15 protein-coding genes are annotated in these 16,464 nt (G+C 58.9%); 5 read left to right on the top strand and 10 right to left on the bottom strand.

The window, feature by feature from the left end; translation table 11 throughout:
- Positions 1-2: 2 nt before the first annotated feature.
- The 3 genes from BN1241_RS10690 to glgA form a co-directional block, all read right to left on the bottom strand.
- On the bottom strand, positions 3-416 hold the full coding sequence (locus tag BN1241_RS10690; RefSeq protein WP_054953901.1) for an NfeD family protein: 414 nt from the start codon (positions 414-416) through the stop codon (positions 3-5).
- Between the two features lie 67 nt (positions 417-483).
- The gene (locus BN1241_RS10685; RefSeq protein ID WP_054953557.1) at positions 484-1,272 is read right to left on the bottom strand and encodes an ABC transporter ATP-binding protein; all 789 of its coding nucleotides are present in this window, start codon (positions 1,270-1,272) and stop codon (positions 484-486) included.
- Between the two features lie 19 nt (positions 1,273-1,291).
- Positions 1,292-2,506, bottom strand: coding sequence for a glycogen synthase (glgA, locus tag BN1241_RS10680; RefSeq protein ID WP_054953556.1), 1,215 nt, complete (start codon positions 2,504-2,506; stop codon positions 1,292-1,294).
- 111 nt (positions 2,507-2,617) lie between these two features.
- Here glgA and glgC point away from each other — a divergent pair, with 111 nt between their 5' ends.
- Both glgC and serB read left to right on the top strand, forming a co-directional pair.
- Entirely contained in the window at positions 2,618-3,862 is a 1,245-nt protein-coding gene (glgC, locus tag BN1241_RS10675; RefSeq protein ID WP_054953900.1) for a glucose-1-phosphate adenylyltransferase, read from the top strand.
- Complete coding sequence (gene serB, locus BN1241_RS10670; RefSeq protein ID WP_082418330.1) at positions 3,859-4,761, top strand: phosphoserine phosphatase SerB; 903 nt, start codon at positions 3,859-3,861, stop codon at positions 4,759-4,761. Before glgC ends, serB begins: the two co-directional genes overlap by 4 nt.
- A gap of 207 nt (positions 4,762-4,968) precedes the next feature.
- On the opposite strand, the gene BN1241_RS10665 is transcribed toward serB, so the two are convergent.
- Positions 4,969-5,427, bottom strand: coding sequence for a SixA phosphatase family protein (locus BN1241_RS10665; RefSeq protein ID WP_054953555.1), 459 nt, complete (start codon positions 5,425-5,427; stop codon positions 4,969-4,971).
- 57 nt (positions 5,428-5,484) lie between these two features.
- Here BN1241_RS10665 and BN1241_RS10660 point away from each other — a divergent pair, with 57 nt between their 5' ends.
- Positions 5,485-5,802, top strand: coding sequence for a DUF3099 domain-containing protein (locus BN1241_RS10660; RefSeq protein ID WP_054953554.1), 318 nt, complete (start codon positions 5,485-5,487; stop codon positions 5,800-5,802).
- Entirely contained in the window at positions 5,802-6,728 is a 927-nt protein-coding gene (locus BN1241_RS10655; RefSeq protein ID WP_054953553.1) for an SURF1 family protein, read from the top strand. Before BN1241_RS10660 ends, BN1241_RS10655 begins: the two co-directional genes overlap by 1 nt.
- On the opposite strand, the gene BN1241_RS10650 is transcribed toward BN1241_RS10655, so the two are convergent.
- From BN1241_RS10650 to BN1241_RS10630, 5 genes are all read right to left on the bottom strand, one after another.
- Complete coding sequence (locus BN1241_RS10650) at positions 6,701-8,290, bottom strand: ABC-F family ATP-binding cassette domain-containing protein (protein WP_054953898.1); 1,590 nt, start codon at positions 8,288-8,290, stop codon at positions 6,701-6,703. The two genes, BN1241_RS10655 and BN1241_RS10650, sit on opposite strands and share 28 nt — an antisense overlap.
- Before the next feature lie 233 nt (positions 8,291-8,523).
- Positions 8,524-9,459 carry a serpin family protein gene (locus BN1241_RS10645; protein WP_082418329.1) on the bottom strand — a complete coding sequence of 312 codons (936 nt, stop codon included), beginning with the start codon at positions 9,457-9,459 and terminating at the stop codon, positions 8,524-8,526.
- A gap of 6 nt (positions 9,460-9,465) precedes the next feature.
- The gene (locus BN1241_RS10640) at positions 9,466-9,756 is read right to left on the bottom strand and encodes a serpin family protein (RefSeq protein WP_147599414.1); all 291 of its coding nucleotides are present in this window, start codon (positions 9,754-9,756) and stop codon (positions 9,466-9,468) included.
- A gap of 24 nt (positions 9,757-9,780) precedes the next feature.
- Positions 9,781-10,803 carry a serpin family protein gene (locus BN1241_RS10635; protein ID WP_390618023.1) on the bottom strand — a complete coding sequence of 341 codons (1,023 nt, stop codon included), beginning with the start codon at positions 10,801-10,803 and terminating at the stop codon, positions 9,781-9,783.
- A gap of 44 nt (positions 10,804-10,847) precedes the next feature.
- Entirely contained in the window at positions 10,848-12,128 is a 1,281-nt protein-coding gene (locus tag BN1241_RS10630; protein ID WP_054952389.1) for an IS256 family transposase, read from the bottom strand.
- Between the two features lie 324 nt (positions 12,129-12,452).
- Between BN1241_RS10630 and BN1241_RS13650 the strand changes: the two genes are divergently transcribed.
- Entirely contained in the window at positions 12,453-13,448 is a 996-nt protein-coding gene (locus tag BN1241_RS13650) for an Abi family protein (protein ID WP_077138366.1), read from the top strand.
- 117 nt (positions 13,449-13,565) lie between these two features.
- On the opposite strand, the gene acnA is transcribed toward BN1241_RS13650, so the two are convergent.
- Positions 13,566-16,304, bottom strand: a complete 2,739-nt coding sequence (gene acnA, locus BN1241_RS10625; RefSeq protein WP_230198342.1) for an aconitate hydratase AcnA — start codon at positions 16,302-16,304, stop codon at positions 13,566-13,568.
- Positions 16,305-16,464: the final 160 nt, after the last annotated feature.

Raw genomic sequence — 16,464 nt, 5'->3', positions numbered from 1 at the left:
CCTTACCTTGGGCTGACGATCGCGGTTGCGCCGTCGATGTGGTTAACAACGACCAGAGCACCGGAGGGGATGATGTCGCCTGCCGTTCTGGCCGACCACACTTCACCACCAAGCTTGATACGGCCGCCACGGGCCGTCACGTCACTGATCGCTTCTGCCTGCCGTCCGAGGAGGGCATGAGAATTGGTTCTGGTTTCGGGGCTGGATTGGTAAATGTGGTTCCGTGCCCAGGGTCGTACCGTCAACAGGAGGATGACGGCAACGACTGCGAAGGTAATAACCTGGACAGCCAGGTTATCGGTGAAGCCCGCGGCGGCTGCCGCGGCTAGTGCGCCACCAGCCAACATGAGGAAGGTGAACTCGACCGTCAACATCTCGATAATTCCCAAGACGATTGCGATGATTAGCCAAGCCATCCAGCCCATATGTACTCCTCATGTTGTGACTCAGTTACCAGTATAGGGCGCGGCTGTGAGGCCAAGCTCAGTTCAACGTCGCACGGGCCGTGTAGCGGTCCCCAGTTTTTTCAACACCAAGTTTGATACCGAAGCATTCCGATAGGTTCTCACTCGTCAACACGTCATCGATCTCGCCGCTGTCAAGAACGGATCCGTCCTTCATGAGCAGAACGTGGGTGAAGCCCGCAGGAATCTCTTCCACGTGGTGGGTCACGAGGATCATGGACGGCGCTGCGGGATCGGAGGACAGGGTTCGCAACGATCCCATGAGTTCCTCACGTCCGCCCAAATCGAGACCGGAGGCAGGCTCGTCGAGGAGCAGGATTTCCGGATCGGGCATGAGCGCACGAGCAATGCCCACACGCTTCTTTTCCCCAGAAGAGATCGACGCAAACGTTCGGTCGGCGAGTTCACCGACGCCCATGGTCGCAAGGAGTCCGCGCGCACGCTGGTCGTCTTCCTCGTCGTACTGCTCCCGCCAGTGGGCCGTCACTCCGTAGGCGCCGGTCCGGACCACGTCGTGGAGGTGTTCCGATCCCGGGATCCGCGCATCGAGTGCGGAGGATGCGAGGCCGATAAGAGGGTGAAGCTCGGCTGCGTTGGCCTTGCCGACCTTCTCACCAAGGATGGTCGCGGTTCCCACGGTCGGGAAGAGGCGGGCTCCAGCAAGCTGAATGAGGGAGGTTTTCCCGGCCCCGTTGGGGCCGAGAATGACCCAGCGTTCACCCTCGTTCACGGACCAGTCGACACGGTCGACAATATTGCGGCTTCCGCGCCGCACCGATACCTGCTGAAGTTCTAGAACATCTCCCATATATCCCAGTTTAGTCCACTCAGAAGCGGTCGAGGACCCTGCGATAGAAGTCCATCGTCTTCACCGCAATGGAATCCCACGAGAATTGCTCTTCGACACGCTTACGGCCGACCTTACCCATCGCTGCGGCGCGTTCGGGATCGGCGCAGACCTCGACGAGGGCTGAGGCAAGGTCAGCTTCGAACTGCGTCGAATCCTTCGGGGTTCCGGTCCCGTCATCAACCTGGTCGATGGGAACGAGGAGTCCGGTCTCGTTGTGAACGATGCAGTCGGGAATGCCTCCGGTATCGGAGCCCACGACGGGCAGGCCGCACGCCATGGCCTCAAGGTTGACGATCCCGAGAGGCTCGTAGACGGAGGGGGTGACGAAAGTGGTGGACATAGATTGAAGGAACACCATCTTGTCGTGCGGGAGGTGCTCTTCAATCCAGACAATGCCGTCGCGTTCCTTCTGAAGGTCCTCGACGAGCCCGCGGACTTCGTTCGCGATCTCGACGGTGTCGGGCTTACCGGCACAGAGAATGACCTGGATGTCACGAGGGAGCTGGGCGACGGCACGCAGGAAATGCGGGACGCCCTTCTGCCGGGTAATGCGACCAACGAAGATAATTGTGGGACGGTCGGGGTCGAGCCCGTAGGAACGGAAGTAGGCCTCGGCTTCATCGAGGGACTCGGGACGCTTCCACGCATCCAGGTCGATGCCGTTGTGGATGACCTCCACCTTGGATTCGTCAACCTTCGGGTAGCTGCGCAGAATATCTTCTCGCATGGCGCGCGACACCGCGACGAGGCCAGCGGCTCCTTCGTACGCGGTCTTTTCCGCGAAGGCGGAGAGCTCGTAGCCGCCACCGAGCTGTTCCCGCTTCCAGGGGCGGAGCGGTTCGAGCGAGTGGGCGGAGATGATGTGAGGAATCGAGTACATGAGTCCCGACAGGTGGCCGGCGAGGTTCGCGTACCAGGTGTGGGAGTGGACCAGGTCTGCGCCCTCGACGCCGGCAACCATCTGCAGATCGACCCCGAACGTCTTAATGGCATCGTTGCCTTCGAGACCGTCCAGGTAGTCGTATCCCGTGACGGTGACACCGGGAACCGGGTTGCCGTCGCGGGGGCCGTCGAAGGCGTGGACGTGCACGTCGGCATGATCGGCTAGGACTTTTGACAGTTCCGCAACGTGGACACCGGCACCACCGTAAATATTGGGTGGGTATTCGCGTGTTAGTAAATCAACCCTCATGGGAACTCCCTTTCAATGTCGTGACGTTTCCTTCCTTTATCGTACCCACGGAAGTGGAGAATTTCTGCAAACTCGGTGGTCCCGGTCACGGTCTTGGGTATAGTTGTCGTCATGAGATCTAATCCCCGTGTCCTCGCCATTGTCCTCGCCGGTGGGGAAGGAAAACGCCTGATGCCGCTCACTGCCGAGCGCGCCAAACCGGCCGTTCCCTTCGGAGGCATCTACCGACTGATCGACTTCTCGCTGTCAAACCTCGTGAACTCGGGGTACTTGAAGGTTGTTGTCCTCACGCAGTACAAGTCCCACTCCCTTGACCGCCACATTTCCAAGACGTGGCGCATGTCTACCATGCTCGACAATTATGTCGCTCCGGTGCCTGCCCAGCAGCGCAAGGGTAAGAACTGGTTCCTCGGTTCTGCAGACGCCGTCTACCAGTCGCTCAACACGATTGAGGATGAGCGGCCCGACATTGTGGTCATCACTGGTGCGGACAATATTTTCCGCATGGACTTCTCGCAGATGGTCGAGTCCCACATTGATTCGGGATTTCCGATGACCGTAGCCGGTATCAGGCAGCCCATCGAGCTTGCTGACCAGTTCGGTGTGATCGATGCGGACCCGGACAACCCGGTCAAGATGCGCGCATTCCTGGAGAAGCCCAAGGATGCTGTTGGTCTGAAGGACTCCCCGAACGAAGTTCTCGCCTCCATGGGCAACTACGTGTTCAACACCGATGCGCTCATCGACGTCGTCAAGGCCGACGCGTTGGATGACGACTCATCCCACGACATGGGTGGTTCGATCGTGCCGAAGTTTGTGGAAGCCGGGCAGGCCGGTCTCTACGACTTCACGTTCAACGACGTTCCCGGTTCCACCGATAAGGACCGCAACTATTGGCGTGACGTGGGAACGATCGACGCGTTCTACGACTCCAACATGGACCTCATCTCCGTGTCCCCCGTCTTTAACCTGTACAACGACAAGTGGCCGCTCTTTACCGGCTACACGGGTCTGCCGCCCGCGAAGTTCGTCTACGGTCACCACGAACGCCTCGGCCACGCGCTCGACTCGATCATCTCCCCCGGCGTCATCATCTCCGGTGGTGAAGTCATGGGCTCGGTCCTGTCCCCGCACGTGCGCGTGAACTCCTGGTCGTCGGTACGGAACTCGATCCTGTTCGACAACGTCCAGATCGGCCGTAATGCCACGATCTCGAAAGCAATTCTTGACAAGAACGTGCGCGTCGAGGAAGGCGCCCAGCTAGGCATCGATCCCGAAGAGGACATGGCACGCGGATATCACGTAACGGAATCCGGAATCGTTGTTGTTCCGAAGAACAGTATCGTGAAAAAATGACGAATCCCAACGGAGGGGACAGGGTTCGACTCGGACTCGTGTCCCCTCGCCCCTTGCCCGGCGCCTACCTGCGCCATGCCCACAGCTACCTCGACAGCCGAGTGCGTGACCTGACGGCCACGGAGGTTCCCGTGGACGGCTTTGCCGCCACCACCTTCACGGGTACCGCCACGGGTGACTTCGCGGGCTGGAACGAGGAGCTTGTCTCCCCCGCAACCGCTCTCGGCATCGACGCCGCACTCACATGGGGTGACCTCGCCGAACACGGCCCCGCCCTCATCGTCACCGACGTCGACTCCACCTTCATCCAAGATGAAGCGATCGAGCTCCTTGCTCGCCGCGCCAACAAGGAGGACGAGGTCAAGGCCGTCACGGACAGGGCCATGAGGGGCGAACTGAGCTTCGAAGAATCCCTCACGTTGCGTGTCGCTGTCCTGGAGGGGTTGCCGTCCACCATCATCGACCACGTTGCCCGCGAAATCCGGCCCACCCCGGGCGCGGAGCGCCTCGTCGAGCTCGCTCACGATCGCGGTGCCCGTTTCGGACTCGTCTCCGGTGGTTTCACGAAGATCCTCGATCCGCTCGCGGAGCGTCTCTCGATCGATCAGTGGATCGCCAACGAACTCGAGATCAACGACGGTGTCCTAACCGGCCGCACGATTGGTCCCGTTATTGGTCGGGAAACGAAAGCCGAGAAGGTAACGTCGTGGGCCGACAAGTACAGGGTTCCGCTCGATCGCACCGTGTGCGTCGGCGATGGGGCGAACGACCTCGACATGCTCGGCATCTCCGGCCTTGGCATCGCCTTCCAGGCAAAGCCCATCGTCCGTGAACAGGCAGATGCCAACATTTCCTTCAACCGGCTCGATGCTGTTGGCGCACTCTTTGGCTGGGCATAACCCCGCACGCTTCGAAACAACTCGAGACGGGTAGCAAGATCCAAGAAGGCTGGTGGAGAAAGAATCTCCACCAGCCTTCTACGCATCGTTAACGGTCCTTAGTGAACGGAGATTGGCCGAGAACTTCAGACACCGGTGTCAGCGTTCCATTTCCGAGCTCGTCAGGCAGGAGTGGGTACTGAACTGAAGAACCCTGGAGCTCAGTCTTTACGACTGCGGCCTCATGACGTCGATGATGGTGCCAGGGCCATCCCACGAATCGAATTCAAGAACGATGGCTGTTGAGGGGGAAACTCCGGTGCGGACTTCGTGGACACGTGCGGACGTTGAACCCAGTAGCGCCGATGCTGCGGAGATCGTTGGTTCGTGCCCGACGATGAGCACCATCTTCTCATCCTCGGACAGATTCCTGACGAGCTCGATAACGGTCTCATGTGAGCCCAGGTAGAGCTCCGGCATTTCCTCAATACGGTCGGCATCCACCTGGAGGAGGCGGAACGTTTCCTTCGTCCGGGCAGAATCTGACACGTAAGCAGAATCGAATACGGTATCGGCGAGCTGCCTGCCTCGGTCCTTTGCCTGTTCCCGCCCTTCATCGCTCAGTCGGCGAGCCTTATCGGGCAATCCATCGTTGGCGCGAGCATGGCGCATGAGTACAAGTTTCATAGCAACACTGTAAACCGCGAATATTGGTTGCTCCACCAGGTGGCGTAACCTGGGACTATGGGAAAACGCGCATCGAAGATCGTATCGGTCACCTCGGTACGGCGCGCACTCAACGAAGACATTGAGGGGCGGAGCCGCCGCTACCTCGTGTCCATGATCTTCCGCATCATCTGTTTCATCCTCGTTCTCCTCATCCCGAACTGGCCCGCCCGCATCATCCTCGGCCTCTGCGCAGTCATCATCCCCGCAATCGCCGTCCTCGTCGCCAATGCTGGCCGGGAACGCGGCCCCTCCCCCAGGCTCGTCGAAAACCACGGCGAGCTCACCACCTATGAGGCGACCCACCACCTGAACGAGGGAGAGTTTTTCCGGTAATGGGCAAATACTCGTTCCTCACCAGCCCTCGCTGGATCGGGCTCATCATCCTCATGATCATCGCCTCCATTACCTGCGTGTTCCTCGGGCAATGGCAGCATGGCCGCTACGAAGAAAAAGTTGCGCGCGCCAATCAGATCGACACCGCATGGGACCAGGAAGCAGCTCCACTCGGCGAACTTGATAGCCGCAGCGACGAATGGCACGAAACAACAGTGACGGGTGAATTCATTCCCGACAGTCAGCTGCTCCTGCGGGGGCGCTCAGTGAGCGGTCAAGCCGCCTACCAGGTCATTGCCCTCATGAAAACCGAGGTTGACGGCCACGACACCACCATCATCGTCGATCGCGGCTGGATCACCCGCCTCCAAGCAGACGGCGACGACGGGAGTGAAGGAAACGTCCCACTCCCACCCGCCGGTACGGTAACCGTCGAAGGCAGGCTCCGCCCACCGGAAGAACCCAATGATCGTAAGCCCGCACCCGGCTACCTCTACACACTCAACCCCAACCAGGTGATCGACGCACTTCCCAACTCCGTGACAAATCTCGCCCCGGTCTACGAGGGCAGGATCGAACTCTCCTCAGACCAGCCAGGATCTCATGAAACTGGAGCACCCCAGGCGTACCCCAAGCCCTCAACATCACTCGGCTCCCACCTGGCTTATGCGTGGGAGTGGCGGTTCTTTGCACTGGCTGCGCTCGCGGTCGTCCCGATCCTGGCGCGCCGTGAGGCAGCCGAAAACACGTGGGTGGTAGACGGGGTTGACCTGCGGGAACTGGACCTCACGGACGAAGAGTTGAGGGACCTGGGGCTGAGTACCAGCAGGACAGAACCGAAGAAGAAGCCTTCCCGGCGTGGGCGCACCGATGAGGAAATCGAGGATGAGATCCTCGATCAGGCGAGCGCGATCAATTCCAGGTAGTCATCGCTCCACAGGTCCTCATCGCCATCCGGTAGGAGCAGGACGCGTTCGGGGTTGAGTGCCTCGACGGCCCCCTCATCGTGACTCACCAGCACAACGGCACCTTCATAGGTGCGCAGTGCTCCGAGGATCTCTTCACGGGAGGCAGGGTCGAGGTTGTTCGTGGGCTCATCAAGCAGGAGCACGTTGGCTGCCGAGACAACAAGTGTCGCGAGAGCCAAGCGGGTCTTCTCACCACCGGATAGGACACCGGCAGGTTTGCTCGCATCATCCCCCGAGAACAGGAAAGACCCCAGGACCTTGCGGACCTCGGTGTCGTCCAGGTCCGGTGCGGAGGCCCGCATGTTCTCGTACACGGTTTTTGTCGTGTCGATCGTTTCGTGTTCCTGAGCGTAGTAGCCGAGCTTGAGCCCGTGCCCGGGCCTCACCTCACCGGTGTCAGGTTCCTCGACCCCTGCCATGATCCGCAACAGGGTGGTCTTGCCGGCACCGTTGAGGCCGAGGATCACGACCTTGGAGCCGCGGTCAATGGCGAGGTCCACGCCTGCAAACACTTCGAGCGAACCGTAGCTCTTTGACAGTTCGTGGCCGGTCAGCGGGGTCTTCCCGCACGGAGCCGGGGTGGGGAAACGCAGGGCCGCGACCTTGTCGGCAGCACGTTCTGATTCCAGGCCATCGAGCATGCGGTTCGCACGCCTGGCCATATTCTGTGCCGCGACGGCCTTCGTTGCCTTGGCTCGCATCTTGTCCGCCTGAGCAAGCAGGGTTGCGGCCTTCTTCTCTGCGTTGGCTCGTTCCCTGCGGCGTCTCTTCTCATCGGTTTCGCGCTGCTTCAGGTAGAGCTTCCAACCCATGGAATACACGTCGAGTTCGGCACGGTTGGCATCGAGATGCCACACGGTGTTGACCGTCTCATCCAAGAGCTCCGTCGAGTGGGAGATGACAACAAAACCACCGGAATAGTTCCGCAGGTAGTCCCGTAACCAGAGGATCGAGTCGTGGTCGAGGTGGTTGGTGGGCTCGTCAAGGAGCAGGGTCTTGGCCTGCGAGAACAGAATGCGAGCAAGCTCAACGCGGCGGCGCTGACCACCGGACAGGGTTTCGAGGGGCTGAGAGATGACTCTGCCGGGCAGCCCGAGAGCGCTCATGATGGTTGCGGCCTCTGAGTTCGCCGCCCATCCACCCGCAGCAGTGAATTCCGCATCAAGACGGACGTAACGTTCCATGGCCTTTTGTTGGCGGGCTCCGGTGAACTCCCCCATCTCCCATTCGGCCTTACGGATCCTCCGGATCGTGTCATCGATCCCGCGAGCAGAAAGAACCCGATCCCCGGCAAGGACACTCAGGTCACCCGTGCGGGGGTCCTGAGGGAGGTAGCCAATCTCACCGGACCGCGTGATGGTTCCGGAGTGCTCAATGACATCGGAGGTGACGCCCTCTCCTGCGAGGAGCCTGGTCAGAGTGGTCTTACCAGCACCGTTGCGTCCCACGAGACCGATTCTCATGCCCTTATCAATACGGAAGTTCGCGTTCGTCAGGAGTTCGCGGGTACCGATTCGCATGGAGACGTTTTGGCCAATAATCACCGGCACAGTCTATCGGGACACCGTGTTGAAAGGCGATGATGGCAGGCAGAACGTGAGGAACTTAGCCGCAGCCATGACGTATTCAGAGGTCAAAGCGAACGTTGGTGATGGAAGCGGAAGACATGGAAATTCTCTTCCTGACAAGGTCATGGCCTGCACCCTTGCCCAAGCGGGAATGAGTGCAGTCCATGAGCCGACGTGGAGTGCTCCTAGTTGGTCGCCGTGCTGGGATCGGTGATCGTGGCATACATGAGTGCCCAGCCACTCGATTCCGACGTGGTCATGAGCGCGTAGGGCCGATCAACAGTGATGCTGACCGGTGCTTCTCGGTCCGGTGCGGCCCCATCCACCGCATCGGTCTGTGTCACCGCGGACGCAGCAATTCCCTTGTCATCAATCCGCAACGTGGTGTTTTGGATGACGAGGGTGATAAACACATTCTCGGTTACGGAATAGTCCGCCAGGCCGCATCCCTTCTCACTATCGGTTAGGTGCTCGAGCGCGATCGCATCTTTGTTTTCGACCAGATCGGTTTGAGACTCGAAGTCGACAGCTGGCAGGGTCACAAATACGTCAAAGCCTCCAGCATCATCCGTGTTCCAGTCCTCGGCCGTGAGCTCATTTGGGTCAATCGTGTCATCCGGGTAGAACACGTAAGTCGGGTCCGTGGACCGAGTCGGGAGCTCAATGATCGTCCCACCATCCACCTCCCATCCGATCGTCTTCTCGCCAGTGCTGTAGCCATCAACAGTGACTTTTTCTCCCGACAGCGTCGTGAAGTCGATGGACTTGCTATGAACCTGGCCTTCCCATGCCGTTTCGTAACGCATGGCTGACAGGAACGAGAGTGCAGTCGTGTCCTTGAGAGGGCTCGGGAGCTCGGTTTGTAGACCACCGGTTGACTCATCGACCCAGTCATTGAGTGCGGGGTTCAGATTCTCGACCGTGTCCGACAGGAACATACTGTCGTACGTATTCGCGACGTCCTGGACGAAGTCCGTCTTGATTGTGTCAATCTCTTCATTGTGGGCGATCGCTCCATCGAGGGAAGTTACGGCATTCTTCCCCTCGTGGCCAACACCGCCCACGAGGTCGGAGTAAACGGCGGAGCGGCAATCATCGTCAACACCAAGGAAGGCATTGATTTCAGTCTAAGTTTCACACTGAGCTCCCTCTCCCGCCATGGCCAGTGCATATGCCAGCGAGGCAGGAGAAATGAGGCCGTTGTCGGAGCCGCTGGCCCGCAAGGCCTCGATAGCTGAGTTGAGAGAAGTATTCACTGCCCGCTCCAGTTCCTCATCCGACGCGGGATCACCACCATTGAGAGGATCTTCTGTTGCCGTGGGATCAACCGTGGGATCATCCTGGTCGTTCGCTGCCTCATTCCCGCAGGCGGACACGGTGAGGATCATGGCGATGGCGAATGCTCTTCTGGTTTTCATGATGTCCTGCCTAGTAACTGAAACTTATAGTCGACGGGTTGGGTCTGTGATGGTGCCGTAAAGGAGCGTCCATCCCGTATCAGCATCCGTGGTCGTGATGGTGAAGGGTCGATCGATCTGAACGTGCTGCACTTCTTCGTCGTCGTAGAGTGACGGTACTTCACTGGGATTGGTGGTGTCGGTGAGTTCTAGCTCTTCTCCCGGAGGGATGGAGATACCGGAGGAACTGAGTTCGTAGGAGGCAACGGGATTCACGAGTTCGGTATTGAGGCCCACCCCATCCCGCATCTCGCACGCATCACCTTGCATGCCCTTCCCGTCGTACGTTCCTCCCATGTCGAATGCTGTCGTCGTGGAAAACGTTGGCACGGTCACAACAGCATCGCGCGGCAAACCGATCGTTTCCCAGTCATCGGAAGTCACGGGCTGACTGGGATCATCGGGCAGGAAGATTCGGGTTGGGTCAGGGCTGGTAGTCGGTAGCTCAATAACAGTTCCTCGATTGGCTTCCGACGCTTTAGCTCCAGCTATCTCGAGAGCGGGAACGGGTTCGCTCCGTCCTTCCTCAAAGGTGAAGGTCATCGTCGTGACACCGGGTGCGGAACTCCATGTGCTCGAATATTCCAGGTGGGTGAGAAGAGCAAGGTCGGTGGCGGTATTGAGGGTTTCGGGAAGCATGCTGTTCCGTCCCTTCGTTACGTCCACCATCCACTGGTGCCCGATCTCGTTCATGTCATCTCCGGCTACGCTGATGACAGGAATGGAAAAGTCCGCCACTATCTCCTCTGACTCGGAGAGCATGACTGCCGTTCGGTCAGCATTGTGAATGAGTAGCCCATTCAAATTGGTCGAGTAGCCTTCCCCTTCCAGAGGCAAGTGGGAGGCAAGTTCTAAATGTGTAGCGGCGATGTCCTCTCCACCGTCAAGTGTTTCCGTAACGGCTGGGGAGATACAGAAGGGGCCGGTCGAGGCCACGGCCAACTGGTAGCTAACGGAGGCCGGGGAAAACACGAAATTCCCGTTACCTCGTTCGGTAGAGTTCGCAATGATCGGTCAAGTCCTTTGGTGTGGTGTAACTTTTCGGGGTTGGGTTAGGCGGTGAGGAAGAGTTCCTGGCCGGGATGGTGATCGGTTTGCCCGGTGGGGGCGTTGAGGGTGTGGATGAGTTTTCGCATGGAGACTTCGGAGAAGTAGCGCCGTTCGGCGTAGAGCCATTCTTCGTGCTGTTCTTGAAGGACAGCTCCGACTAGGCGGGTGACACTGGCAGGGTCGGGGAAGATCTGGACCACGTCAGCACGACGCTTGATCTCCCGATTCAACCGCTCGATCGGATTATTGGACCAGATCTTCTTCCAATGCTCTTGAGGCATGTCAGCAAAAGCTGTCAGCTCTGCTTCGGCCTGTTCGAGCATGGCTGCTACCTCGGGAAACGAGCCAGATAGACCGTCAATGACGGTGCGGTATTGAGCTCTGACAGCCTGCGCGGTGGTCTGAGCAAAGATCGTTGAGACCAGGGCATTGACAGGCTTAGATCGGGCTGAGCCGACTCGTTGGGTGATGTTACGGGCGAAGTGGACCCGGCACCGCTGCCAAGCCGCCCCAGGCAGGATCGCTTTGACTGCGGCTTTCAACCCCGCGTGAGCATCCGAGGTCACTACCGCCACCCCGAGCGGATCAGCGCTTGTGGCGACTTTCAGGCCGCGCTCTCGCAGGGAGCGGAGGAACTCAGTCCAAAAATCGGTGGTCTCAGAATCACCCAGTGCCATGCCCAGGATCTCGCGGTTACCCTCACCGCTGACGCCGGTGGCTATGACAAGTGCTTGAGAGACGACTCGGTTACGTACACGCACGTCGAGATAGGTCGCATCCAGGAACAGGTAGGGGAACCAGGTGTGATCCAAGGGCCGGCCCAGGAACTGGCTCACGCCCTCGTCAATGTCAGCACAGATACGCGAGACGGTTGATTTTGAGATACCGGTGTCGTTGCCCAGGGCTTTGATCAGGTGATCAACCTTGCGGGTGCAGACACCATCGATCCATGCCTGGCAGATCACTGCATAAAGCGCTTTATCTACCCGACGGCGCGGGGACAGCAGCGCCGGGAAGAAAGAGCCCTGACGCAGCTTAGGGATCTGTAGGTCAACTTCCCCGGCCGGGGTGGCAAGAGTCTTGGGCCGGGTGCCGTTACGGTGAGTGATCCGGTCAGGGGTGCGTTCGTGAGGGCCAGCGCCGATCTTGACGGTGGCTTCAGCATCGATGAGATCTTGAAGGCCGGCCTGGAGCAGGCGGCGGAAGACATCGTTGTGAGCAAGATCAGGGTCGGTGAGGACTTCAGAAATCAGGGTCGTCAGGGCAGACTGGTGGTGAGTCATCGTGGGATGTCGCTTTCTTGTATCTTGGTCGAACATTTGAGTCTCCCACGATGACTCCCAACAATCTTCACCATCACCGTTGCTGGAAACCCGCAGGAATTTACACCACACTAAGGGACTCACCCGAGCGCGTGGAGCGGTCCCCTGCCCTTATCAACAGCACCTGCTAGGGGAGCCCATCGCCCACGCAAAAGATTGAAGACCAACGATATTTTTTGTTGTCAGCGCAGCACACCATGATACGCTTTAGATACTAAATCCCCCACGCCTCTCGACGATGCGCACTTGGGGGATCTTCTCTATCTCGGGTCCGGAGGTTTTCCAATGGCGCAGGATCGCCGAGGGCCGCGCCCACGCGGCACCCAACATTACACCAAACCGCCCCTGGCGCTCGACGAGCTTGTCGCACGCCTAGCCAGCCGGGGTCTCGTTATCCCGGATCGTGACCGAGCTCTCCGATATCTGCGGCACATTGGTTACTATCGACTTTCTCCCTATTCAATCCCGTTTCAAATAGCTGGATCAGATCACTTGTTCAGAACCGGAACTAGCTTCGACAACATACTTGACCTCTACGTTTTTGATCGCTATCTAAGGCTTCTTGTCATGGATGCACTTGAGCGGATAGAGGTGGCGGTTCGTGCCGCAATTACTGACCGCATGTCGACCACGTATCGGGACTCACACTGGTACATCAGCGAGACTCACTTTCAAGATCAGCGCAGGCATCAGGAGCTATTGCGAATCGTCCAACAGACTGGTGTCACACGGCTACATGGAACCCCCGAAAAGGGAGAAGACAGGTTAGTGCACCGTTCAGCGCTTGAACACTACTTAACCACTTACGGATTCCCAGAGCTTCCTCCCTCTTGGCTCATGGTCGAGACACTCACAATTGGACAGCTGACAAACATGTACCGGAATCTTTCTCGTCGACAAGACCGTACGAACATAGCTAGAAAACTTGGCATAACGGAACCACTGCTCGATTCCTGGATGCAAACTTACGTCCGAGTCCGAAACATTTGTGCCCATCATGGCCGACTGTGGAATGTCGGACTTGGTAACTACCCAAAGATTCCGACGTCGACGCAAGTATCGTGGCTTGATGGTGAAGGAGCACTCCCCGAAAGTTCACGGAAGCGCCTATATCCGGTAATGGTCTCCTTGCAGGTCGTACTCAACACAATTTCACCTAAGAGTAGCTGGGCTCAGCGATTACAAGACCTATTAATCACCAGGCCAAATATGAATTTGCGTGGCATGGGTTTCCCCGAGGATTGGGCCACTAATCCATTCTGGCGAGGTCACATTGCCTGAATCTTAAACAGATGTGTGCCCCGTCAGTGTTCGACCTGACGGGGCACACATCTGCAATTACGGAGAACCAGCTAAGAATTCTATTTAGGTAGTTGCCGGTCCCTCACAACGATGGGTTTAGTTGTTGACAAGCTGACGAAGCACGTACTGGAGAATTCCGCCGTGGCGGAAATAGTCGGCTTCACCGGGGGTGTCGATGCGGACATTCGCTTCGAACTCGACCTTGTCGCCATTCTCCTTGGTGGCCACCACGGAGACAGTCTTCGGGGTGGGGCCGTCGTTGATGGCAGAGATGCCGGAGATATCGAAGGTCTCAGTACCGTCCAGGCCAAGCGATTCGGCAGTGTCACCGTTGCTGTATTCGAGCGGCAGCACACCCATACCAATGAGGTTGGAGCGGTGAATACGTTCGAACGATTCGGTGATGACTGCCTTGACGCCGAGCAGGGACGTGCCCTTGGCAGCCCAGTCACGCGAGGATCCGGAACCGTATTCCTTACCGCCGAGAACGACGAGGGGAATGCCGGCCTCACGGTAGGCCTCGGATGCATCGAAGATCGAGTCCTGTTCGCCAGTGAGGAAGTTCTTCGTGTACCCGCCCTCAACGTCGTCCAGAAGCTGGTTGCGCAGGCGAATGTTGGCGAAGGTACCGCGGATCATGACCTCGTGGTTGCCTCGGCGCGAGCCGTAGGAGTTGAAGTCCTTGCGTGCGATACCGTGGTCGGTCAGGTAACGACCTGCCGGGGAATCCTTCTTGATGGCACCCGCCGGGGAAATGTGGTCGGTGGTCACCGAGTCGCCGAGCTTCGCGAGAACACGGGCACCGGAAATGTCTTCGACAGGGCTCGGGGTGAGTCCCATGCCCTCGAAGAAGGGTGCCTTACGAACGTAGGTCGAGTCCTCTTCCCACGCGAAGGTGTTGCCCTCGGGGGTGTCGAGTGCGCGCCAGCGGTCGTCACCGTCGAAGACGGAGCCGTAGCTGCGGGTGAACATGTCGGAGTCGATCGCTGCATCGATCGTTTCCTGAACCTCTTCCTGGGATGGCCACACGTCAGCAAGGAACACGTCGTTACCCATGTGGTCCTGGCCAAGGGCTTCGGTTTCGAAGTCGAAGTCCATCGTGCCAGCCAGAGCGTACGCAATGACGAGCGGAGGGGATGCCAGGTAGTTCATCTTCACGTCGGGGTTAATGCGACCCTCGAAGTTGCGGTTACCTGACAGGACCGAGACAACGGTCAGGTCCTCGTCGTTGACAACGCGGGAGATGTCTTCGGGGAGGGGGCCGGAGTTACCGATGCAGGTGGTGCAACCGTAGCCAACGAGGTTGAAGCCGAGAGCGTCGAGGGAGGGCCACAGGCCTGCCTTCTCGTAGTAGTCGGTGACAACCTTGGAGCCGGGAGCCATCGAGGTCTTGACCCAGGGCTTCGACTTCAGTCCAAGATCGGCCGCCTTCTTGGCGAGCAGTGCCGCTGCCATCATCACCGACGGGTTCGACGTGTTCGTGCACGACGTGATCGAGGCGATGACAACGTCACCGTGATCAAGCTTCGTCTTCGTTCCATCCGGCATCGTGATCGGCACGGTGCGGTGCGGGCGAGTTGCAGCCTTTGCAGCAACTTCACGGGAGTCACCGGGAACCGAATGCCCATCGGGCGAGATCGGATCGGACGCATCCATGGTCGACTCAATTTCGAGATCAAGTTCGGTGGACTCGTGGCCCTTGCCCGAAATGTAGTCGGGCAGGGTGCCGGCGAAGGACTCCTTCGACTCGGTCAGGGGCACGCGGTCCTGAGGGCGCTTCGGGCCCGCGATCGACGGAACGACCGTCGACAGGTCAAGCTCAAGGTATTCGGAGTACTCAACCTCGACGGACGGATCGTGCCACAGTCCCTGCTCCTTGGAGTAGGCCTCGACGAGAGCGATCTGCTCCTCATCACGGCCGGTCAGGCGCATGTAGTCGAGCGTGACATCGTCGACGGGGAAAATGGCCGCGGTCGAACCGAACTCGGGAGACATGTTGCCGATGGTGGCGCGGTTTGCGAGCGGCACCTCGGCGACGCCCTCACCGTAGAATTCTACGAACTTGCCGACCACGCCGTGCTGGCGCAGCATTTCGGTGATCGTGAGAACCACGTCGGTTGCGGTGGTACCGGCAGGGATCTCGCCCTTGAGCTTGAAGCCAACGACGCGGGGAATGAGCATGGAGATCGGCTGGCCGAGCATCGCGGCCTCGGCCTCAATACCGCCAACGCCCCAGCCCAGCACACCAAGGCCGTTGACCATGGTCGTGTGGGAGTCAGTACCGACACAGGTGTCGGGGTAAGCAACGGTCGCACCATCCTGCTCCGCGGCCATCGTCACGCGTGCCAGGTATTCGATGTTGACCTGGTGGACGATGCCGGTGCCGGGGGGAACGACCTTGAAGTTTTCGAATGCGCCCTGACCCCAGCGGAGGAACTGGTAGCGTTCGCCGTTGCGCTCGTATTCGCGCTCCATGTTGAGCTCGAGAGCCTGGCTCGTGCCGAACACGTCGATCTGGACCGAGTGGTCGATGACCAACTCGGCGGGGTTCAAGGGGTTAATGGACTCGGGGTTGCCGCCGAGTTCGACAACGGCCTCGCGCATCGTGGCCAGGTCGACAACGCAGGGCACGCCCGTAAAGTCCTGCATGACAACGCGTGCGGGAGTGAACTGGATCTCCTGGCTCGGCTCCGAGTCTGGGTTCCAGTTTGCAAGCGCATTGATGTGATCGGTGGTGACGTTCGCACCATCCTCGGTCCGCAGCAGGTTCTCTGCCAGGACCTTCAAGCTGTAGGGCAGTTTCTCCAGTCCGGGAACTGCATCAAGGCGATACATGTCGTAGGTTTTATCCCCGACATTGAGAGCAGCTTTTGCTCCAAAACTGTCAACACTCACGGTGTACTCCTCAATTCAGGCGACAAAAATCGCGAATATCTCGATTTCAAGATATCCCAATTTATGACTGCCAGCAACCCAACTTGTCCCGTGTCAAGCC

Source organism: Flaviflexus massiliensis (assembly GCF_001375495.1).
GTDB lineage: Bacteria > Actinomycetota > Actinomycetes > Actinomycetales > Actinomycetaceae > Flaviflexus > Flaviflexus massiliensis.
Note: the sequence above shows the minus strand (reverse complement) of the source record. Positions and strands in the feature narration are given on the sequence as shown.